Below are 19,576 nucleotides of genomic sequence, written 5' to 3' on the forward strand. Positions count from 1 at the left end.
GCAGTTGTGGCAGCAATTGAAAGCGTGTTCGCGCGCGAAATTCTTGATTCCCGTGGCAACCCGACCGTCGAGGTCGTTCTGCAGACCGAGGACGGCGCCGAGGGGCGTGGTCTGGTTCCCTCCGGTGCTTCCACCGGCGAGGCCGAGGCCTGGGAACGTAGGGATGGCGACAAGAAGCGCTATCAGGGCAAGGGTGTGCTGGACGCCGTCAAGGCGGTCAATGAGACCATCGCTCCCAATGTCATAGGCATGGACGCCACCGATCAGCGCGCCTTGGACGAGACCATGATTGACCTGGACGGCACCCCCAACAAGGGCAAGCTGGGCGCCAACGCCATCTTGGGCGTCTCCCTGGCCGCGCTCTATGCGGCTGCCGAGTCCGCCGAACTGCCTCTCTACCGTTACCTGGGCGGCACCAACGGACACATCCTGCCTGTGCCCAACATGAACATCATGAACGGCGGCGCCCACGCTGACTTCGCCACCGACATCCAGGAGTACATGATCTCCCCCTACGGATTCGACTCCTACCGGGAGGCCCTGCGCGCCGGCGTCGAGGTCTACCACACCCTCAAGGGCATCCTGAAGAAGGACGGCCACGAGACCGGCCTGGGCGACGAGGGCGGCTTTGCCCCCAAGATGAAGTCCAACGAGGACTCCCTGAAGTACATCGTCGACGCCATTGAAGCCGCCGGCTACGAGCCCGGCAAGCAGATCGGCCTCTGCCTGGACGTGGCCTCCTCGGAGTTCTACAACAAGGACACCGACAAGTACCACTTCGACGGCGAGGACCGCGACGCCGACTACATGCTGGACTACTACCAGGGCCTGGTCGAGCGCTACCCGCTGGTCTCCATCGAGGATCCCTTCGCTGAGGAGGACTGGGGTGCTTGGCAGAAGATCACCGCCGCCATGGGCGACCGCCTGCAGTTCGTGGGCGACGACCTGCTGGTGACCAACCCCAAGAGGCTGCAGAAGGGCATCGACCTGAAGGCCGCCAACTCCCTGCTGGTCAAGCTCAACCAGATCGGCACCGTGACCGAGACCCTGGATGCCATCGAGCTGGCCACCGCCAACGGGTTCACCTCCATGGTTTCCCACCGTTCCGGCGAGACCTCCGACACCACCATCGCCGACCTGGCCGTGGCCAAGAACACCCGCCAGATCAAGACCGGCGCTCCGGCCCGTGGCGAGCGCATCGCCAAGTACAACCGACTGCTGGAGATCGAGGAGGAGCTGGGCTCCACCGCCGAGTACGCCGGCTACAGCGCCTTCAAGGCCTGCAAGAAGTACACCAAGTAAGGTCTTGCCAGCCGGGCCGGACCCCTTGCAGGTTTTGACTTGACTGTGAAGTCTTTCACCCGTGGCGGTCCGCGTCGGCTGCCGCGGGTATTTTTATGGGTATGGCCAAGAACAAACGTGACGGCGCCAACCGGCGGACAGGCAGGCGGTCGTCGGGACCCATCACCTTCTTTGTGGCGGTCATCATCGTGGCCCTTGGGCTGATTCAGCTGGTCTCCACCTTTCACGCCTACGCCATCAATCTTTCCGAGCTCAACGGCCTGCGCAACCAGCAGGCCCAGCTTGTCGAGCACAAGCGTGACCTGGAGAACCAGATCCGGCGCTGGGACGACAAGGCCTATGTGACCGCCCAAGCCCGGGATCGGCTGGGATTCGTCTTCCCTGACGAGGAGGCCATCCGGGTCCTGCACCCGGAGGCGGTCACGGGCAGCAAGGACAAGGACCAGGCCGGAAGCAAGGGGGTCCGGGCCCCCAGGAAGAACTCCCTGCCCTGGTATCAGGAGATGGCCTATTCCTTCGCCAAGGCCGACCAGGATCCTGCTGCCGATAGAAGCAAGGGGGAGTCCAGTCCGACCGGCTCTGCCAGTCCGTCTGGTTCAAGCAGTCCAGGCGCTTCTGATGGCCCCTCTCCATCCGAGGGCGGGGGAGCCCAGTGACCTCCGACAATGAACTTAGCAGCAGGAAACAATCAGGGAAGATGAGGACAGCGTGATCAAGGCCCAGGAAAGGCCCCAGGCAGCAGTGGAATCTCAAGCCGCAGACAAGGGCCGGGTCGAGCCTAGAGCCGCCAACCTGGTTACCGACCGGGATCTGGCGGCGGTCAAAGACCGTATCCAGGAGCTTCTGGCGACCCCGGCCACGCCGGAGCAGACAGCCGTCGTGAACCGGCAGCTGGGCCGCTATCCGCGGGGCATGGTGGCCGTGGGCGCCCGCTGCGTCTGCGGCAATCCGCTGGCTGTGGTCACCCGGCCTCAGCTGGAAGACGGCACACCCTTTCCGACCACCTGCTATCTGACCAGCCCCGAGGTCGTCAAGGCCGTCTCCCGGCTGGAGGCCGACGGCGTCATGGCCGACTGGAATGCCGAGCTTGGTTCGGATCCGGACCTGGCCAGCGCCTACCGCAGGGCCCACGAGCTCTATCTGGCCTTCCGTTCCGCCCTGGCCCAGCGGCTGGGCGACGACGAGGGGCACATCGCCGGAATCTCGGCCGGTGGCATGCCCAAGAGGGTCAAGTGTCTGCACGCTCTGACTGCCCAGTCCCTGGTTTTGGGGCCTGGGGTCAATCCCCTGGGCGACCGGGTTCTGAGTCTGGTGCGTCGGGTATTCGACCCGCAGGTCTGCCGATGCGCGCAGCCTTGGACTGAGGCATCCGGGCAAGCGAGCCAGCAGGAAAACCAATGAAGGGGGCTTCCATGGATCAGGTTACGGTGGCGGGCGTGGACTGCGGCACCAACTCCATACGTCTGCTGATAGCCCAGGTGGACCCACAGGGGCTCCACCCGGTGGCTCCCAGGCTGATGCGGGTCATCCGGCTGGGGGAGGGCGTGGACCGCAATCACCGCTTCTCCGATCAAGCTCTGGAGCGCGCCTTTGAGGCCTGCCGGCTCTTCGCCCAGCAGCTGCAGGAACACCCGGTGGACGGCCTGCGCTTTGTGGCCACTTCGGCCACCAGGGACGCTGACAACCGAGAAAGTTTCGAAGAGGGGGTGCGCTCCATCCTGGGGGTCACGCCCGAGGTTATCAGCGGCTCCCAGGAGGCCTCGCTGAGTTTTCTGGGCGCGGTCAGCGTGCTGGAGCAGCGGGGCAGCGACGACATGCCTCCTGCGCCCTACCTGGTGGTCGACCTGGGTGGCGGCTCCACCGAGCTGGTCCTGGGCGGGGACGGGAGCAATCTGCCTGTGGACAAGGTCAGGGCCTCCTACTCCATGAACATCGGCTCCGTGCGGATGACCGAGCGCCATCTGCTGGGCGATCCGCCCAGCCAGGAGCAGATCGACCAGGCGCTTGAGGATGTTGACGGCTGGATCGACCGGGCCTTCGACCAGGTCCCTGTAGCAGGGGTAGGCAGTCTGATCGGAGTCTCCGGCACGGTCACCACCATGAGCGCCCTGGCCCTGGGATGCCAGGTCTACGATCGCCAAGCCGTCGATGGTCGGTCCATTGCGGTCGATGCGGCCCGCCGGGTTGACGACCGGGTGCTGAACATGAGCCGGCAGGAGCGCAGGGAACTCAAGGCCATCCATCCCGGCCGTGTGGATGTGATCGGCGGCGGCGCCCTGATCTGGAGCCGTCTGCTGGAGCGACTGGGCCAGGCCAGTCCCAGTGCGCTGGCTTCGGGAACCTATGTGGCCAGCGAGCACGGCCTTCTGGATGGCCTGGTCTTGGACTACGGCCGGACCCTCCTGCGCGAATGATATACTAAGGCGTTATGGGTTACGGCCCCGGTGGCGAAATGGTATACGCATCGGACTTAAAATCCGCCGCCTTCACCGGCTTGTGGGTTCGATTCCCACCCGGGGCACCAAGGCCTCATCGGCTTGGACGGCAGTGTCGCAACTTGTCACCCGGCCGACGAACCGATACTCTGGTACGCAAGAAAACCAAAGGAGTTGTCATGAGTGACCAATCCATGCCCGAGGTGAACGCCGAATTCGGCGCCACGCCGACCATAACCTTCCATGGTCCGGCGCCCAGCGGGCTGCGCGCCGTGGAGCTGGTCGAGGGGGACGGGCCGGTCGTCCGCAAGGGCGATACCGTCACCGTCAACTATCACGGCGTCGTCTGGGGTTCGGATCAGGTCTTCGACTCCAGCTTCCAGCGCCATCAGCCGGCCAGCTTCGGCATTGGCGTGGGGCAGGTCATTCGCGGCTGGGACCAGACGGTGCCCGGTCACAACGTGGGGTCCAGGTTGGTGGTCTCCATTCCGCCGGAGTATGGATATGGCCGTCAGGGGATGCCCCAGGCGGGCATCGGCGGCGACGATACCCTGGTTTTCGTGATCGACATCATATCGACACGGTAGACAAGGGTCTCCAGGCGCCGGTGAGGGCCGGCGCCTTTTTCATACCCTTGACTTTCCAGTTCAGGTCGGGCCACGAGACAAGCGCATCAAACAAGGAGGAATCACATGGCTGAGGAAAAGACGATTCTGCTGACACAGGCCGCTTACGACAAGCTGAAGGAGGAGCTTGACCACCGTCAGGGCGAGTACCGCGACGAGATCACCGAACGCATCGCGGCGGCTCGTGCCGAGGGCGATCTGAGCGAGAACGGCGGCTATCAGGCCGCCCGCGAGGAGCAGGGCAAGAACGAGGGACGGATCAACGAGCTGATCGTCAAGCTGCGCAACGCCAAGATCCTCAAGGCCCCCAAGGCGGGCACGGTGGGCAACGGCTCCCTGGTGACCCTGACCATGGCCGGCAACGAAATGGTCTATGTGCTGGGCTCCAGGGATCTGACCGTGGCCACCGACTACGACGTCATCAGCCCCGAGTCGCCCATCGGCGCGGCCCTCATGGGCGCCAAGAAGGGCCAGACCGTGACCTACAAGGCACCCAACGGCAAGGACATCTCGGTCACCGTCAAGGATGCCCAGCCCCTCAAGTAGCGGGACGACCCCTCACCGTCCCGGCCCGGCCTGAATGAAGCCGCTCCCCGCCATGGTCGACGGAGAGCGGCTTTTTCTCTGGGTCACCGCTCTCTGGGTCACCGCTTGATTCGTAAGGTCGGCCGGTGGCTTGTGCTGGATGGTGCTCGATGAACAGACCGCCAGGTTGGCGATTTGTTCAGCGCAGGTTGCAGACCACCAGGTAGATGGCCACGATGTGGCAGGCGTAGCCGATGACCGTGCCGCAGTGGAAGATCTCATGGAAGCCGAATACCCGCGGCCAGGGATCCGGCCGGCGCAGACCGTAGACAATCGCCCCAAGGATGTAGGCCAGGCCGCCGGCCACGATCAGCCACACCACCGGCGGACCGGCCATGGGGGAGTCCCAGAAGAGCTTCAGGAAGCCCACGCCCGAGACTCCGAAGACCACGTAGACCAGGGTGTAGAGCCAGCGGGGAGCCTCGATCCAGAAGACGTGGACGATCATGGCCACCAGGCTGGCCCCCCACATGCCCAGGATGATGATCCGCCGCCAGAAGGGATCCAGGGCGAAGGAAATGGGCGTGTAGGTGCCGGCGATGAGCAGGAAGATGTTGACATGGTCCAGGCGGCGCAGCACGTCCGTGGTCCCCGGGGTCCAGTCGCCCAGATGGTAGAGGGCGGAGTTGCCGAAGAGGGCCAGTGAGGCGACCATGAAGACCGCGCAGGCCAGCTTGAGCCCAGTGCCGTGGGCCAGGCAGATCAGCACGATGCCGGCGGCCAGGGCCAGGGGGGCGGCCACGGCGTGGATCCAGCCACGCAGGAGGGGCTTGGGACGGCCGTGGACATCCAGGCGGACCTTGCGCTCGATTTCCATGTCGGGGATGCCCTCGATTCGCGAGGCCTTGATCTCAGCCTTGGCCATGATCCGCGCAGCCTTGGCCTTGGCCTTGGCACGCACCGCGTCAGCCCTGGCCTGCAGATGGGCCTCGTGGGCCACCTCCGCATCCCGGCGCAGGTAGGTCAGCTCCTGACGGCGTTGTTGACGACGGCGTTCGAGATCGGGATCGACCTCCTGATCCTCGGACGGTCTGCCGTCCTCGCTGGTCCTGGTTGCCATGGCCCTCCCTTGGCCCCTTGACTGGTCCGGGCCTGTAGGGTCCGGTCGCCGGGGCGAAACATCCGTCAACCACCCTACCCCAGACCTGCGCATTGGACGCGCATGTCATCATCGCCCTGGGCATGACCCGCCTGTCTGCTTCCGAGGGCCCTTTGTATGATGGGGGGCATGGCTGATTTTTCCGAGATTCTGGCATCCTGCGACGACTGCAATGAGGAGGACCGTGAGTGGCTCCACCACCTGGTGGCCGACTGGCAGGTCATCGCCGATCTGAGCTTTGCGGACCTGCTGCTCCTGCTGCGCACCGGCGAGGGGGAGTTCACCGTGGCCGAACAGTGCCGGCCCTCCACGGTCATGTCCCTGCGGACCGAAGACGTGGTGGGGGAGCACTTCCCGGCTGACCGCCGCGAGGAACTGGAGGCGGCCATGCAGTCCAAGGGGGTGCTGCGGTCCAACAAGCTGCGCACCATAGGCCGCGCCACGGTCTGCGACGTCTATGCCCCCATCCGTCACCAGGGCAGGACCCTGGGTCTGGTGGTCCGCGAGACCAACATGGCCACCCGCGAGTCCAACGGCCGTTACGAGAGCGAGAGCATCAACGCGGGCAAGGAGCTCTTCGAGATGATCACCCGCGGCGAGTTTCCCTATGCGGATTCAGTGCTCAACCAGCGGCACAACGCCAGGGTGGCCGACGGCTTCTTCGTGCTGACGTCAAGCGGCGTAGTGCGGTACGCCTCGCCCAACGCCATCAGCTGCTTCCGCAGGCTGGGCTCAGTGGAGACCATGATCGGCCAGTACCTGAGCGAGATCGGCACCTCCCTGCTCAAGGAGAACGATCCCGTGCCCGACTCCCTGCCACTGGTCCTGTCGGGCAAGGCGGCCGTGGACTCGGAGCTGGACGCCAACGGGTCGGCCGTCTCCATGCGCTCCCTGCCCCTCTATGGCAAGCAGGGCCGGATCGGCGCCATCGTGCTCTGCCGGGATGTGACCGAACTGCGCCGCCGGGAGAAGGAGCTGCAGACCAAGGACGCCACCATCTCCGAGATCCACCACCGGGTCAAGAACAACCTCCAGGCCGTGTCGGCCCTGCTGAGGCTGCAGGCCAGGCGCACCAAGTCCGACGAGGTACGCAAGGAGCTGGAGGAGGCCCAGCGACGGGTCCAGACCATCGCCGTGGTTCATGAGGGCCTCAGCCAGACCGCCGACGAGATTGTGGACTTCGACAAGGTGATCGCCAACCTGCTGAAGATGAGCGTGGATCTGGCCACCACCAGCGACCAGCACATCACCATCTCCTACGTGGGCAAGTTCGGGATGATGCCCGCCCAGGATGCCACACCCCTGTCCCTGGTGCTGACCGAACTGGTCAACAATGCGGTCGAGCACGGCTTCGAGGGCCGCGACGAAGGGCATATCACCATATCAGTGGGCCGGGGCGGCAACAACCTCAATGTGGTGGTCGAGGATGACGGCAACGGCTACAGCACCGAGTCGGATCAGGGACAGGCTCGTTCCACCGGGTCCGGCCTGGGCACGCAGATCATCAACACCTTCGTCACCAACGACTTCGGCGGCACGGTCAAGTGGGAGCCCCGCCGGGATGGCGGTACCAGGGTGGTCATCAACATCAAGCTGCGAGTGGCCCAGGACGTGTGATACCAGGCACCTTCTAAGAAAAGAGAGGGGCGACGGCATCAAGCCATCGCCCCTCTCCTGTTTTGCGCAATCGGGAAGATATCAGGACTGCATCTGCATGGCCTGGGACCTGCGCGCACGCATAGCCCTGCGCTTCAGAGCCCTGCGTTCATCCTCGCTCAGTCCGCCCCAGACACCGTAATCCTGGTTGGTGTCCAGCGCGCACTTCAGACAGGCGTCAATGACCTTGCAGGTCCTGCAGACAGCCTTGGCCTCCTCGATCTGCTGATAGGCTGCACCGGTGTTGCCGACGGGGAAGAACAGCTCAGGGTCCTTGTCACGGCAAGCAGCCTTGGCGCGCCAATCAAACGCATTACTCATCTACCTAAGCCTCCAAGAAGTTTTTATCGATGCTTTTATCACTACCCTATGCAAGATAAGCACGATGAGTGACTTTTTTCAAGGGTTCATTTGTTTTACGGCTAAAGAGAACACCTGTAGCGGAATGGCGAGACCCGCTTCCAGAACCAGACACCGTCCGGGAATGGCGCTGGCCCGGGTGGGGAGGGTAGCCAGCTGATCGGCGGGGATGCCAGCTGCCAGATCGGCCCCCCGTTCGCCGCAGGGGAACACCAGACGACGGCTGAAACGCTCTGGTCTGCGCAGGGCGCTGGCCGTCTCCACGGCCAGGATCACCGTGGTTGTTTCCTGACCCAGAGCCTCCTGTAGAAGAGGGGCCAGAGGATTCCGACAAAGCGGATCCAGCAGATCCTGGGCATCGTCAAGAATCCAGACCAATGCACGGCTGCCATCCCGACGGCCTTGAGGCGGTGACGGCACCGGGCCGGGAAAGTCCCGGCTGCTGTAGCCATGGCCTGTCCGGCGCGTGATGCGCAGGTCGAAGCTGGGTTCTGGTCGGGCCCCTGGCTTCATCAGGGTGAGCAGGGAACGAGCCAGCAGAGCCAGCAGGGTGCTCTTGCCCCGTCCTCGAGGTCCGATCAGGGCCGTATGACCGTTGAGCGGCAGGCGATAGAGATGGAGCAGAACCCCGTCGTCCATGTGTCCCAGAGGTATCTGGGGCTGTCCCGATCGCCAGAGGATCTGTCCGCAGGCCGGATCATGCTCTGGCAGGGGAGGGGAGAAGAGCGGTGCCGGCGGTCGGCTGCCGCAAAAGCGGCTGGCCTTGATGATCTGGCCCACCAGGGCCTGCGGGTCAGCTGCAGGGCAGGTGCGGAAGGCTTGTGGACCCCGGCCCTGCTCCAGGAAGCCCAGACCTGGACAGGCAGGGTCGATCGCCGTGGCACAGGAGGAGCCCAGCAGCTCCCTGGACTGCAGGGGGTCCCGCACTCGCAGACAGATGCCCAGGTTCATGTTGGCACGCATCTGGGCGCTGATCTGCCCCATGGTCTGCTGGGTGCAGGCCACCAGGTTCATGCCCAGGGATCTGCCCTGAGAGGCCAGAGAGGTCAGCCTGTCCAGGTAGTCAGGCAGGAGTTGGCGCAGAGCCTGGAACTCGTCAATGACCACCACCAGGCGTGCCGGTGGATCGGCCATGCGGGCGGTGTCCTCAACCCCTGCTCTGGCGACCAGGCGCTGGCGGCGTTCCAACTCCCGTTGAAGGCCGTTCAGCGCGCGTACGGCCCGGTCTAGATCCAGGTTGGTCACGCAGCCCACGGTGTGCGGCAGTCGGGCCAACAGGCCGAAGCCGGCACCGCCCTTGAAATCCAGCAGGACCAGATTGAGCCGGTCTGGCGGCTGGCTGGCGGCCAGGGCCAGACACCAGGTCTGCAGAAAGACTGATTTGCCTGATCCGGTAGTACCTGCCACCAGGGCGTGGGGTCCGTCGCGGGGCAGATCGATGACCAGCGGACCATGATCAGGCCGGATACCGATGACCGCCGGTGCCGACCTTCCTGATGCGGCAAGCCATGCGCGGACGATGCCCTGCCAGGGCAGACCTTGCGATTTCGAAGGCCCTGATCCCAAGAGCCGGGACTCTAGCTGAGGGCCGGGGTCAGAGGCCAGTTTAGCCAGATCCTGCAAGGTCTCGTTCTCTGTAGTTGTCGAGAGGGATGCACGGTCCGATACTGTGCCGTATGCCAATTGTGCGCCTGCCGGCGGAGCGGACGATGACCGGCGATGCATTCGCAGCAGGCTCAGAAGCACCATGGCCAGGGTGCCCGTCAAGCTGGGCAGCAGCAGGAGGAGGAGCATCCAGCGGCCCTGGCCGACCACGTACCAGATCATGCCCGCCTGGGCCAGGGCTGGAGCCGTCTGCGCAACCAGGGTCAAAATGACCTGGGCGCTTCCCCCTTTGGCCTTCCTCTCTTTGGAGCCGGCAGAGTGCCAATCGCTGCCTGCAGACCCGCTCGGGTCTGTCGACATGGATGCTGATGAATCGGCCTTGATCATGCCTTCAGCATGAGCTTCCCGACGCAGGAGCGCTAGAGCAAGCCTGGCATGTGGTCAAATGTGGACGGGATTGATGGTGTGCGCAAAGTGGGCGCTACATGCCGCCGACAGTTCCAGCGGCATGACTGCCCTGGGCCAGTTGGTTGAACAGGTCGGTGTTGCGGGCTTGATCCAGCAGGACGGTGGAACCGATGCCCCCGCCCGGATAGTAGTCGGGGTCTGTCCAGTAGACGCTTCCGGTGACCCCATTGCTGCTGCTGGCGCTGCGGAAGGCCAGGACCATGCGCACAAGGTCTATGGGGTTGGCCCGCTCATCCACCACCAGGGCATCCAGACCTGCCGAAAGGACCTTGCCGGCCCTGGACGGATTGAGCATGACCGAAGGCTGCAGGGCCTTGGCGCTGATGGCCGAGATGGCCTGGCGCTGGCGTTCGGCACGCCCAAAGTCTCCCTTGGGATCCGAGTAGCGCATGCGCGTGAAGGCTAGGGCCATGCCGCCGTCAGCCTGATGGCAGCCGCGGGACCATACCATGCCTGAGTTGGGGTCGTTGACGTCTGCGTCGTAGCAAAGCCTGACACCCCCCAGGGCGTCGACCACCTTGCTGAGGCCTCCGAAACGGATCAGGGCCACATGATCGACCTTATGACCGGTGATGTCCTCGATCTGGCCGGTCAGGGCCCGGTAGCCCGATGTGTAGGCCACGGCGTTGATCTTCATGTAATCCCCGTCCTGCTTGACCAGGGAGTCTCGTGGAATTGAAATCAAGGAGGCGGCTCCGTGGCGGGGCTTGGTCAGCACCAGGATGGTGTCGGTGCGGAAGCCGGTGATGCTGGCATCCTGTCCTGCCCCCGGAGAACCGTCGCGCTGGTCCGATCCCAGCAGGAGCCAGGTAGTGGCCTCTGAGCCAGGGGCATCGGTCAGCATCTTGTCGCGGGTGAGCTTGCCATTGATCCAGAACCATCCTCCACCTGCCAGTACGACCAGTGCCAGCAGCAGGACCAGCAGCAGAATGATTACGAACTTGCGCACTGGGTGTCTGCGGACGAGGGCAGTGCCGTTCCGCATGTTCCGGTTGTTGCTGTTGCCCCAGTCATTTTTAACAGGTGCGGCTGCAGCCGCCGGCCTGGGTGTGGTTTTCGAGGAGCCACTGGTGCGTCTGGCTTTCTGATGCCCCGTCCCGGAGGAGGGGGAGAAGCTGGGAGGCGTCTGGCTGCGGCTGTGTCTGGCCTCGGTGCCTGGAGATCCGGGGTCGGCCGCCGGACGGTGATGCCCGGAGGGCATGAAGCTAGGAGGCTCCTGTCCTTGTCCGCCTTGGTCTGATCCAGTCCGCATACCCTTAACCTCCGTAGCTTTGACCGACTAGGTAAGCAATAGCATGCCTGAACGACCCAGAGGGGCTTAATCGGCTATCTCTGCGCCGGAACCGCACAGACCGTAGCAAACAGGTAGCGGTCCGCCATGCCGATGTACTGTCCGGTGTTCGCATCCCTGATGGTTCCGTCGTCCGGATCGACGGTCCCGCCCGTGTTTGGATCGATCAGGGTCTTGTCGGGCATGGTGATCAGTCCGGTACGGGGATCGGGCTTGGGCGCAGCGGCATCGGACGCAGAGGGGGACTGGGCGCTGTTCCCTGCGTCAGGGCCGTTGCCTGCTGTCTGAGCGGCATCCTGGGCATCCTGACCATTGCCGGCCTGGCTGCCTGATGAGGAGGCCGACTCTGCAGCCTCATTGGCCTGGGTCAAAGGCTTGCCCTCTCGCAGCAGGTGCCAGATGGTTTCGGCCTCGTCCGTCCATACCACCCGGTTGCTGTCCTGGGACCATTCTTCGACAGGTATGGTTCGGGCGTAGATATGCGTGGTGTCTATGTGCTTGAGCGAATTGCCCAGGCCCAGCAGGGTCTGGAAGCTGCCCAGCCCCTCGCTCAGCTGCAGGGTGGACATGGAGGTGGTGGCCAGACGGTAGGCCTTGGGCAGATCGGAATAGATGTTGACGGCCTTGGCCTCATTGACCAGGCTCTTGATCAGGTACTGCTGGCGGGTGGTGCGCATGATATCCGACCCGTCGGCGCCGGTTCCGTGGCGCATGCGAGCGTACTCGGTGGCCTGGGTTCCGTCCAGATGCTGCAGGCCGCGCTTCAGGTTGATGCCGGTGTAGCCGTCCCAGGTGTCCTTGGGGATGCACATGTCGACCCCGCCCAGGGCGTCGATGATGGACTTGAGGCCGTTGAAGTCAGCCACCACAAACTGCTGGATGTCCAGGCCGGTCAGGGAGCGGACCGCCGCCATGGAGCAGCTGGCGGCCGAATTCGCATCGCCGCCCTGGCTGTAGCCTTCGGCGAAGATGGAGTTGAACATGACCTGGCGGCGGGCCGGGATGGTCTCCCCCTTGCTGGTGGTGCAGGCCGGGGCGTTCACGATGGAGTCCCTGGGAATGGAGACCACATTCACATAGGAGCGGTCGGCGGCGATCTGGACCACCATGGCCGTGTCTGACTGGTGGTTCTCCTCCAGGCCGTCGCCGCTGCCGCCCACCTCGGCATTGCCCTTGCCGTCGCGGGTGTCTTGGCCCAGCACCAGGACGTTCAGAGTTTTGCCCTTGTAGATGTCCTCCGGGGCCTTGTGGGTTTGGGCCAGGCTGACGGGCTCGAGGACGTGCATGTGACCGTTGATGTCGGTCCAGAAGGCCGCCACCGTCGAGGCCACGAAACAGAGAACGAAGGTAAGGGCCAGACAGATGCCCGTGCGCAGACGGTGGCTGCTGCGGAACCCGTCGCTGTGCTGGGGCTTGCCGTTCCTGCCCGCCTTGATGTTGGGCAGACCCATCTTTCTGGTTGGGGACGTCAATGGTATGCCTTCCTCATCGGCTGTCGCTGTAGGGGTCATTCCGGCGGGAAGAACCGGGATGGCGGCGAAGCGTGCTTGAACCAGTCATAGTATAGTCTGACCCCCATCCGCAGCTCCTCTTCGGGCGATATGGCTCCCTGCATGTGTTGCTCAGTTGCGCTGGCAGATATTTAGGGGTTGACAGATGACCCCTACAGCAGCTGTAATGAAAGTGTGTAAACACACTAGGGACTGGGGGGTCGCTATGAGTGGATTTGTTGACACTCGGTATAGCAGTACAACTAAAAACAGGCTGACGCCGCTGATGCAGTGGTTCGAAGTCAACGTCGGACCATCCTGGCGAAGCGAGGCGCTCTGTGCGCAGACCGACCCGGAAGCATTCTTCCCGGGCAAGGGAGGCTCCACCCAGGAGGCCAAACGGGTCTGCGCCGACTGCACCGTCCGCAAGCAGTGCCTGGACTGGGCGGTCGAACACGACGAGCGCTTCGGCATCTGGGGCGGCATGAGTGAACGGGAGCGCCGCCGTTACAAGAAGAGGATGCGCGCACAGCGTCAAGTCTGAATCGCCGCGGATGCCCGAGCGAGGCATTCGGTGACCTGGTTTGCGTAGACTGGAACGCATGAGTTTCGTCGCGCCTCAAGCCCAGGATGTCCGGCAGGTCCTCTCTTCGGTCATGAACGAATGTTCACCCGCCGCCAGTCCTCATGTGGAGGATGCCGTGGCGGCGGTGATCACGGTCGAGCATGATCTGACCTATTTGCCGGACACCCTGCGTGCCCTCTTGCGGCAGAGCCTCTTGCCGCGGGTCCTGGTCATCGCGGACTGTTCGGGGTCCACCGCAGAGCCGCTCTATGCGCAGTTTCCGGTGGATGGGCCCGCGCGGGTGGAAGTGCAGGTGGTTCGCGCGCGAGGCGCCTCCTCCTTTGGCGATGCCTTGGACAAGGCGCTTGGCTATGCCCGCCTGCCTGGTCGGATCCGGGCTCTTTGGCTTCTGCACGACGACTGCCGTCCACTGGATAATCATTGCCTGGACGAGCTGGTGGACACCTGGCACAGCAATCCCACTGCCTCCCTGCTGGGTGCCAAGCAGTATGACTGGCAGGGCGAGGGGCTGCGTGACGTGGGTCGTTACGCCTACCGTCACCGAACGGTGAGCCTGGTAGTGGACAGCGAGCCCGACCAGCAGCAGTATGACGCGCGTCAGGATGTCTTCGCGGTGAGCCTGGCTGGCGCCCTGGTGCCCATGCAGACCATGAAGGACTTGGACGGACCAGGCGCCTGGGCTGGCACTTTCGGCCAGTCCGACGATCTTTGCCGCCGTATCTGCCTGTCAGGGGGACGGGTGGTAATCGTGCCGGGAGCCCGGATGGCCCATGCCGGCGCCCGTATGAGCGGGTTGCGTGATCGGAACGGGCGGGCGGTGCAGCCCGACCACCCCTTGGATGCCTCCATGGGTCCCATACTGGCCCGGGAACGCTACCTGCTGACTGATTTTGCCCTGCCCTGGTGGCCGCTGGTCTGGCTCTGGCGAGTTCTGGCGGCATTGTGGCTCATGGCGGTTGATCTTATCGGCAAGCGGCCCTACAGAGCCCTCTGCCGTCTGTGCGCGCCCTGGCGGATCCTGGCTCGACCTGCAGCGCTGCTGACCATGCGTCGCCGTCTGACCTCCGCCTGCCATGGCAGTCCCCGCCGGTTGGACATTCTTCAGGCCAACGGCCAGCAGATCCGGCAGTGGCGGCAGCGCAGGCAGGCCTTTCATGATCAGCGTGAGCATCCCATGCTCAGCCACCTGGCCCTGGCTCATCTGCGGCAGCAGTTCCTGCGTCGCATGGCCTGGGCTACAGGGATGACCCTAGCGGTCTTGGCGGCCTTGGTGGTCACCCATTGGCCCCTGTGTCGCGCTATCTTCTCGGGAGGGGCCATCCATGCGCCCTCCCTGCCCTCGTCAGGAGCCGACTGGTCCCAGCTGCTGACGGCGGCCACCACCTCCTGGTCCTGGGCCGGGGGTGTGGGGCAGCCCGCAGTTCCTGCCCCCTTCCTCCTGGTGCTCCTGCCCTTCGCTCTGCTGACCGGCGGTCACGTAGCCCAAGCCATGGCTCTGATGCTCCTGGCGGAGACGGGACTGGCCGCTCTGTCGTTCTGGGCTCTGGCCGGCGTGGTCACCAGGTCCAATCCCGTCCGCGTCCTGCTGGGATTGCTCTGGGCTTGTCTGGCATTCGCCCTGGGCATAGTGGATGGGTTGCAGCTGCCCATGCTGACGGTCATGGCCTTCATGCCTGCCGCCTTCGCCTTTGTTTTCAAGGCCGTGGGGCTGTATCAGACCGAAGCTCCCGTGCGCCCCAAGGCTTCGGTGCAGCAGGCGGCTCTGGCCTCTATCTGCTTCCTGCCGGTCCTGGCTGCCGAACCTCAGCTCATGCTGGCCATGATTCCGCTCTTCATCATGGCGATCTGCCTGGTGCCCTCCCATCGGGTCATGCTGCTCCTGATGCCCCTGCCCTCGGCGCTGGCCCTGGCGCCCACCCTGGTCAATTCCTTGCACCATGCTCATCAAGGACTTTTCAGACAGCTTTTCGCAGATCTTATGATCCCCTCGACGGGACTTACCGGTCAGCCCAGAACCGGGAGCCTGGGGCAACTGCTGGCCCGCCTGCTGGGCCTGGACGTTTCGGCCCTGTGGCCCGTCAGGTGGCGACCTGAGCTCTGGCGTCCGACCACCCTGGCCTGCGCTCTGCTGGTGGTGGCCCTGCTGGCCTTTATCGCCTTGGTTGTGCCTCGGGCGCTCAAGACTGCCAGGATTCTTTGGATTACCGTTCTGCTGGGCCTGATTCTGGCGCTGATCTCCCAGGCGGTCTGCACCGGCTTGGACGAGACCGGTCCAGTGGCCGGTTCGGTCCTGCCCGGCGTGATGCTTGCACTCATGGGACTGCTGGCTTGTCTGGGCCTCCTGGCTGGCCGGGCCGTCCGTCCCTTCTCGCCTCTTGCTCCCGGGCACGATCAGGATCCAGACGGCGATGGTGATCGTCCGCCCCTGCCTCCTGCGCAGTCCTCTTCAACCTCTGCAGCTGCGGCTGATGGCGGAGGACGGATTTTCAGGCTCCTGCTGGGTTTGATCCTGACCCTGGTCACGGCAGGCGTGGCAGCGGCTGGTCTGGCGGCGCCAGTCGGAGGACCCCTGTCCGCTGATGACCGGCAGCTTCCGGCAGTGGCGGTGGACTATCTGAACAAGGATCCGTCCCACCGGGTGCTGGTGCTGACCTCGCCCTCACACGGCCGCGTGGCCTACACGGGTCTGCACACCTCACGAGGCGAGCTGATCGATGCCTCGCCTGCCCTGCGCGCCCAGATGGTGAACGGCGGGAAGATGGCCGGTCAGGATGTCCTCTCGCGTTCGGCGGCGGCTCTGATGGCCAATGCCGACTCCAAGGCTGTAGCGGCTGTATCCGGCCTGGGCTTCGGAGGAATCTACGTGCCTGCCGACCATTCTGGTGCCGGCGGCATGGGATCCACGCCCAACGATGACCTGGTGTCCAACATCACCGCCAGCGATGGCGCCCAGCAGGTGGCGACCAATGCCCAAGGAACCTATTTCCGTTTGAGCTCGCAATCCGGCAGGGATGTGGGGGTCAACATGGCCGGGGCCCGTCAGGCGGCGGCCAGCACCTGGAGGAGGGTCTGGCTCTGGACCCTGGGCTTGGTCCTGCTGGGATACTGCCTGGTGGCTCTGCCGCGTCCTGGCTACTTTGGAGGGGAGCAACTATGAGTGCACGAAGCAAGGGATCCCTGGTGGCTGCTCTGGTCACGGCGCCTCTGGTGGCGGTTTTGATTGCGGTTCTGACGGTATGGACGCCTCCGGCCTCCTTGGCCGACGGGGCCCAGGGCTCGGCAGTCGTTGCCACCCGGGTCAGCCAACGTGAGGCAGCGTCCTACTGCCCGGCTCGAATGACGGTAGCGGATGAGGACAAGGTCGGCGATGACCAGTTCAAGGCCTCGGAGGGCGATCTGAGCGCCCGCGTCACAGCCGCCGCCTTTGGAGCCATCGGCAGTGCCAGCCTGACCCCGCTTGCAGGCGGGCGACGCACCATGATGACTGATCCCGATCCTGTGGACGGGCAGAAGGCGATGGCCGCCTCGCTCGATCCAGGCACCTCGGCCACTGCCTTCGATTCCCGGATGCTCAAGTCCCAGCCGGGCACAGGGGCTGCCGTCGGCATGGTCTCCTGGGCCACCAAGGGCGATCTGCGAGGGATCCAGGCGCTGGCCTGCCCTCGGGCCGCCATGGATGCCGACTTCCTGTTGCCCGCCACCGGCCGAGGGGCCACACAGCGGCTGGTGGCCTACAACCCGTCATCCAAGGCTACGGTCATCAGTCTTGAGATCCAGGGTTCGCATTCCTCCGGCAACCTGTCCTTGGAGACCGGGAACACCATGACTGTGGCGCCTGGAGGCTATGCCTCATACGACCTGTCTGCGGCGGCTCCCGGACAGCAGGCCATCTATGTCCGGGCTCGCAGCTCCCAGGCGCCAGTGGCCATGTCGGTCTCGGTCAATGTCATGGCTGGACTCGATCCACGCGGGTCGGATCAGGCAACCGCCTTGGCGGCGCCCGGCCATGATCTGGTTATTCCCGGCCTGCGCGGGGCAGACCAGGCCACCCTGCTTCTGCAGGGTTCCAAGGCCACTGCGGTGGAGCTTTCCTGGATGGATGAAGACGGTCGGGAATCCCTGCGGCGGGTGGATTTGCAGGGTTCCAGGGCCACTGCGGTGGACTTGGGCGGCGTGCCTGACGGCAAGCTGGCTCTGCAGGTGCATGCCGACCAGCCTGTCCGAGCGGTCCTGCAGGTGACCGGCCAAGGCAGCCAGGACCAGTCGCAGTCCGACCTGGCCCTGATTCCTGCGGGTGCTGCTGCCGCCTCCTCGGCCCTGACCATATCCCAGCCTGCCCAGGCTGCACTGACCCTGGTCAACCCATCGACGGATCCGATCAAGGCCGAACTGGTTGGATTCGACGAGAAGGGCAAAAAATTGGATGAGCGCTCGCTGACGGTTGAGCCGGGTCGGGCCCATGAGCTTTCAGCCCACGATCTGGGCGACCAGGTGGCCGCCGTGCGGCTGAACGAGGATTCCGGGCATGGCTCCTCCCGGCTGATCTGGAATGCCCGCCTGAGCGTGGACGCGGTCAACCAGGCTGGCCTGGCCGGTCTGGCGGTCATGGCTCCTGACGGGCTCATGCCTGCCACCACGCTGATCCGCTCCGGCCCGGACTCCGCTGTCCTGCCCTGAAAGTCGGCTGTCAGCGTCCCCACATGGGGTCGATTTCCTCGGGGTCGCGCCCATAAAGGTCAGCCAGCTGCAGAACCAGTTCGTCGCGGATAATCAGCTCCAGCTCGGTGCGGTCTCGGGTCTTGCTCTGGATGGGCAGCCGGTAGAGGACGATTCTGGCGGGGATGCCGTGGCCTGCCGGGAAACTGCGTGAGAAGAGGTCCGCCCTGTCCTCCCAGGGGGTGGGGTCGGAGGGCGGCACATCCTCGACCGCGAATTGAACGGGCTTGACCAGCTGGGGCCAGCCGGCTCCCAGCCGCCGGATCTGGGCCGCGGTCAGATCGTCGAAGATCCCGCATCTGGTGCGATAGCGGGGCAGGCGGGTGCCGAAGGTGGGCCGACGAATCCCGCGGCCATGACTGTCCCGATAGACGCTGCGGGACCAAGGCGGCTGATCGTTGATCATGACACTCACCATAGCCCCTCAATCCAGTGGCAGTTTCGATTCAGGGTGTCTTGTAGCATGGAGCGATGATCGACAAGCGGATGGGAGCAATCATGGCGGAGGACGGTGCGGTGAACGTGGCCTGGTGGGGCAGCCAAGACATAGGGTCCATCTGCGCACGGGCACGGGTGCTGGCCTTCGATCTGGACAATACCCTGGCGCTGTCCAAGACCCGCATGGACCAGACCATGGCCGTCCATTTCGCCGCCCTGACCCGGCTTCGGCCCGTAGCTATCGTCTCTGGCGGGCGGTTCAGCCAGTTCCGCGACCAGGTGCTGGATGCCCTGCCTGACGATACCCGTTTCGGCCAATTGCATCTGATGCCCACCAGCGGCACCCGCTACTACCGCTGGCAGGATGGAAGCTGGGATTGCGTCTACGCCCACGACCTGAGCGCCCAGGACCGGCAGGCCGCCGAGGCCAGCCTGGAGCGCAGGGCCAAGCAGCTGGGCGACTGGGAGGAGCAGGTCTGGGGGCCGCGCATCGAGGATCGTGGCAGCCAGATAACCTTCTCCGCCCTGGGTCAGCAGGCCCCCGTAGAAGCCAAGGAGGCCTGGGATCCGGACAACAGCCGCAAGGATGCCCTGGCCCGGGCCGTGGCCGCTGATCTGCCCAACCTGCAGGTGCGCTCCGGCGGCTCCACCAGCGTGGACATCTCGGCCAAGGGCATTGACAAGGCCTACGCCGTGACCTCCCTGGCCAGGATACTGGGTGTGGATGTCGGCGATATCGCCTTCGTGGGCGACCGGATGGATCCTGACGGCAACGACTATCCGGCGGCCCTGGCCGGGGCCATGGCTCTGCGGGTGCACAATCCTGCTGATGCCCTGGACCTGATTCAGGCCATGGAGGCTGATCTGGTCTGAACCTGTCCGCAGACAATTCTGTGAACAGACAGCCTGTTCATGCACA

Annotated in this window: 17 protein-coding genes and 1 tRNA gene; 12 read left to right on the top strand and 6 right to left on the bottom strand. The window is 64.6% G+C overall.

What is annotated here, in order from left to right:
* Positions 1 to 6: 6 nt before the first annotated feature.
* The 7 genes from eno (at position 7) to ACUIAH_RS01450 (ending at position 4,909) form a co-directional block, all read left to right on the top strand.
* The gene (eno, locus tag ACUIAH_RS01420) at positions 7 to 1,302 is read left to right on the top strand and encodes a phosphopyruvate hydratase (RefSeq protein ID WP_024627326.1); all 1,296 of its coding nucleotides are present in this window, start codon (positions 7 to 9) and stop codon (positions 1,300 to 1,302) included.
* A gap of 101 nt (positions 1,303 to 1,403) precedes the next feature.
* Positions 1,404 to 1,958, top strand: a complete 555-nt coding sequence (locus ACUIAH_RS01425; RefSeq protein ID WP_445341162.1) for an FtsB family cell division protein — start codon at positions 1,404 to 1,406, stop codon at positions 1,956 to 1,958.
* Positions 1,959 to 2,094: 136 nt separating this feature from the next.
* A complete protein-coding gene (locus tag ACUIAH_RS01430) occupies positions 2,095 to 2,703 on the top strand; it encodes a DUF501 domain-containing protein (protein ID WP_445341518.1) in 609 nt (202 codons plus the stop codon).
* 11 nt (positions 2,704 to 2,714) lie between these two features.
* Positions 2,715 to 3,716, top strand: coding sequence for a Ppx/GppA phosphatase family protein (locus ACUIAH_RS01435; protein ID WP_445341163.1), 1,002 nt, complete (start codon positions 2,715 to 2,717; stop codon positions 3,714 to 3,716).
* A gap of 24 nt (positions 3,717 to 3,740) precedes the next feature.
* A tRNA-Leu gene (locus ACUIAH_RS01440) sits at positions 3,741 to 3,826 on the top strand.
* A gap of 90 nt (positions 3,827 to 3,916) precedes the next feature.
* Positions 3,917 to 4,324, top strand: coding sequence for an FKBP-type peptidyl-prolyl cis-trans isomerase (locus tag ACUIAH_RS01445; RefSeq protein WP_024627330.1), 408 nt, complete (start codon positions 3,917 to 3,919; stop codon positions 4,322 to 4,324).
* A 105-nt stretch (positions 4,325 to 4,429) separates the two neighbouring features.
* Positions 4,430 to 4,909 carry a GreA/GreB family elongation factor gene (locus ACUIAH_RS01450; RefSeq protein WP_024627331.1) on the top strand — a complete coding sequence of 160 codons (480 nt, stop codon included), beginning with the start codon at positions 4,430 to 4,432 and terminating at the stop codon, positions 4,907 to 4,909.
* Between the two features lie 178 nt (positions 4,910 to 5,087).
* On the opposite strand, the gene trhA is transcribed toward ACUIAH_RS01450, so the two are convergent.
* Positions 5,088 to 6,008: a PAQR family membrane homeostasis protein TrhA gene (gene trhA / locus ACUIAH_RS01455; protein WP_101432503.1), complete on the bottom strand. Its 921-nt coding sequence runs from the start codon at positions 6,006 to 6,008 to the stop codon at positions 5,088 to 5,090.
* 168 nt (positions 6,009 to 6,176) lie between these two features.
* On the opposite strand from trhA, the gene ACUIAH_RS01460 reads away from it, so the two are divergent.
* On the top strand, positions 6,177 to 7,664 hold the full coding sequence (locus tag ACUIAH_RS01460; RefSeq protein WP_024627333.1) for a sensor histidine kinase: 1,488 nt from the start codon (positions 6,177 to 6,179) through the stop codon (positions 7,662 to 7,664).
* A gap of 81 nt (positions 7,665 to 7,745) precedes the next feature.
* On the opposite strand, the gene ACUIAH_RS01465 is transcribed toward ACUIAH_RS01460, so the two are convergent.
* From ACUIAH_RS01465 to ACUIAH_RS01480, 4 genes are all read right to left on the bottom strand, one after another.
* The gene (locus ACUIAH_RS01465; protein WP_015021978.1) at positions 7,746 to 8,024 is read right to left on the bottom strand and encodes a WhiB family transcriptional regulator; all 279 of its coding nucleotides are present in this window, start codon (positions 8,022 to 8,024) and stop codon (positions 7,746 to 7,748) included.
* 78 nt (positions 8,025 to 8,102) lie between these two features.
* On the bottom strand, positions 8,103 to 10,055 hold the full coding sequence (locus ACUIAH_RS01470; protein WP_445341164.1) for an FtsK/SpoIIIE domain-containing protein: 1,953 nt from the start codon (positions 10,053 to 10,055) through the stop codon (positions 8,103 to 8,105).
* 94 nt (positions 10,056 to 10,149) lie between these two features.
* Entirely contained in the window at positions 10,150 to 11,388 is a 1,239-nt protein-coding gene (locus tag ACUIAH_RS01475; RefSeq protein ID WP_445341165.1) for an LCP family protein, read from the bottom strand.
* A 74-nt stretch (positions 11,389 to 11,462) separates the two neighbouring features.
* A complete protein-coding gene (locus ACUIAH_RS01480) occupies positions 11,463 to 12,899 on the bottom strand; it encodes an LCP family protein (RefSeq protein WP_445341166.1) in 1,437 nt (478 codons plus the stop codon).
* A gap of 304 nt (positions 12,900 to 13,203) precedes the next feature.
* On the opposite strand from ACUIAH_RS01480, the gene ACUIAH_RS01485 reads away from it, so the two are divergent.
* Genes ACUIAH_RS01485 through ACUIAH_RS01495 form a run of 3 tightly spaced genes read left to right on the top strand, consistent with a single transcriptional unit; the run spans position 13,204 to position 18,180 of the window.
* On the top strand, positions 13,204 to 13,461 hold the full coding sequence (locus ACUIAH_RS01485) for a WhiB family transcriptional regulator (protein WP_029676165.1): 258 nt from the start codon (positions 13,204 to 13,206) through the stop codon (positions 13,459 to 13,461).
* Positions 13,462 to 13,519: 58 nt separating this feature from the next.
* Positions 13,520 to 16,660: a glycosyltransferase gene (locus tag ACUIAH_RS01490; RefSeq protein WP_445341167.1), complete on the top strand. Its 3,141-nt coding sequence runs from the start codon at positions 13,520 to 13,522 to the stop codon at positions 16,658 to 16,660.
* Positions 16,657 to 18,180, top strand: coding sequence for a DUF5719 family protein (locus tag ACUIAH_RS01495; RefSeq protein ID WP_445341168.1), 1,524 nt, complete (start codon positions 16,657 to 16,659; stop codon positions 18,178 to 18,180). Before ACUIAH_RS01490 ends, ACUIAH_RS01495 begins: the two co-directional genes overlap by 4 nt.
* Before the next feature lie 10 nt (positions 18,181 to 18,190).
* Here ACUIAH_RS01495 and ACUIAH_RS01500 read toward each other — a convergent pair whose 3' ends face one another.
* Positions 18,191 to 18,625 carry a metallopeptidase family protein gene (locus tag ACUIAH_RS01500; RefSeq protein WP_445341169.1) on the bottom strand — a complete coding sequence of 145 codons (435 nt, stop codon included), beginning with the start codon at positions 18,623 to 18,625 and terminating at the stop codon, positions 18,191 to 18,193.
* 65 nt (positions 18,626 to 18,690) lie between these two features.
* Between ACUIAH_RS01500 and ACUIAH_RS01505 the strand changes: the two genes are divergently transcribed.
* Positions 18,691 to 19,530, top strand: coding sequence for an HAD-IIB family hydrolase (locus ACUIAH_RS01505; RefSeq protein ID WP_372338639.1), 840 nt, complete (start codon positions 18,691 to 18,693; stop codon positions 19,528 to 19,530).
* Positions 19,531 to 19,576: the final 46 nt, after the last annotated feature.

This window comes from Bifidobacterium sp. ESL0820, from assembly GCF_052606235.1.

What these genes read in the sequence shown, in the direction of transcription:
- ACUIAH_RS01435 (WP_445341163.1), top strand. Translation starts at nt 2,715, where the DNA reads ATGGATCAGGTTACGGTGGCGGGCGTGGACTGCGGCACCAACTCCATA.
- ACUIAH_RS01490 (WP_445341167.1), top strand. Translation starts at nt 13,520, where the DNA reads ATGAGTTTCGTCGCGCCTCAAGCCCAGGATGTCCGGCAGGTCCTCTCT.
- ACUIAH_RS01425 (WP_445341162.1), top strand. Translation starts at nt 1,404, where the DNA reads ATGGCCAAGAACAAACGTGACGGCGCCAACCGGCGGACAGGCAGGCGG.
- ACUIAH_RS01460 (WP_024627333.1), top strand. Translation starts at nt 6,177, where the DNA reads ATGGCTGATTTTTCCGAGATTCTGGCATCCTGCGACGACTGCAATGAG.
- ACUIAH_RS01450 (WP_024627331.1), top strand. Translation starts at nt 4,430, where the DNA reads ATGGCTGAGGAAAAGACGATTCTGCTGACACAGGCCGCTTACGACAAG.
- ACUIAH_RS01475 (WP_445341165.1), bottom strand. Translation starts at nt 11,388, where the DNA reads ATGCGGACTGGATCAGACCAAGGCGGACAAGGACAGGAGCCTCCTAGC.
- ACUIAH_RS01505 (WP_372338639.1), top strand. Translation starts at nt 18,691, where the DNA reads ATGATCGACAAGCGGATGGGAGCAATCATGGCGGAGGACGGTGCGGTG.
- ACUIAH_RS01445 (WP_024627330.1), top strand. Translation starts at nt 3,917, where the DNA reads ATGAGTGACCAATCCATGCCCGAGGTGAACGCCGAATTCGGCGCCACG.
- trhA (WP_101432503.1), bottom strand. Translation starts at nt 6,008, where the DNA reads ATGGCAACCAGGACCAGCGAGGACGGCAGACCGTCCGAGGATCAGGAG.
- ACUIAH_RS01485 (WP_029676165.1), top strand. Translation starts at nt 13,204, where the DNA reads ATGCAGTGGTTCGAAGTCAACGTCGGACCATCCTGGCGAAGCGAGGCG.
- ACUIAH_RS01495 (WP_445341168.1), top strand. Translation starts at nt 16,657, where the DNA reads ATGAGTGCACGAAGCAAGGGATCCCTGGTGGCTGCTCTGGTCACGGCG.
- ACUIAH_RS01465 (WP_015021978.1), bottom strand. Translation starts at nt 8,024, where the DNA reads ATGAGTAATGCGTTTGATTGGCGCGCCAAGGCTGCTTGCCGTGACAAG.
- ACUIAH_RS01500 (WP_445341169.1), bottom strand. Translation starts at nt 18,625, where the DNA reads ATGATCAACGATCAGCCGCCTTGGTCCCGCAGCGTCTATCGGGACAGT.
- ACUIAH_RS01470 (WP_445341164.1), bottom strand. Translation starts at nt 10,055, where the DNA reads ATGATCAAGGCCGATTCATCAGCATCCATGTCGACAGACCCGAGCGGG.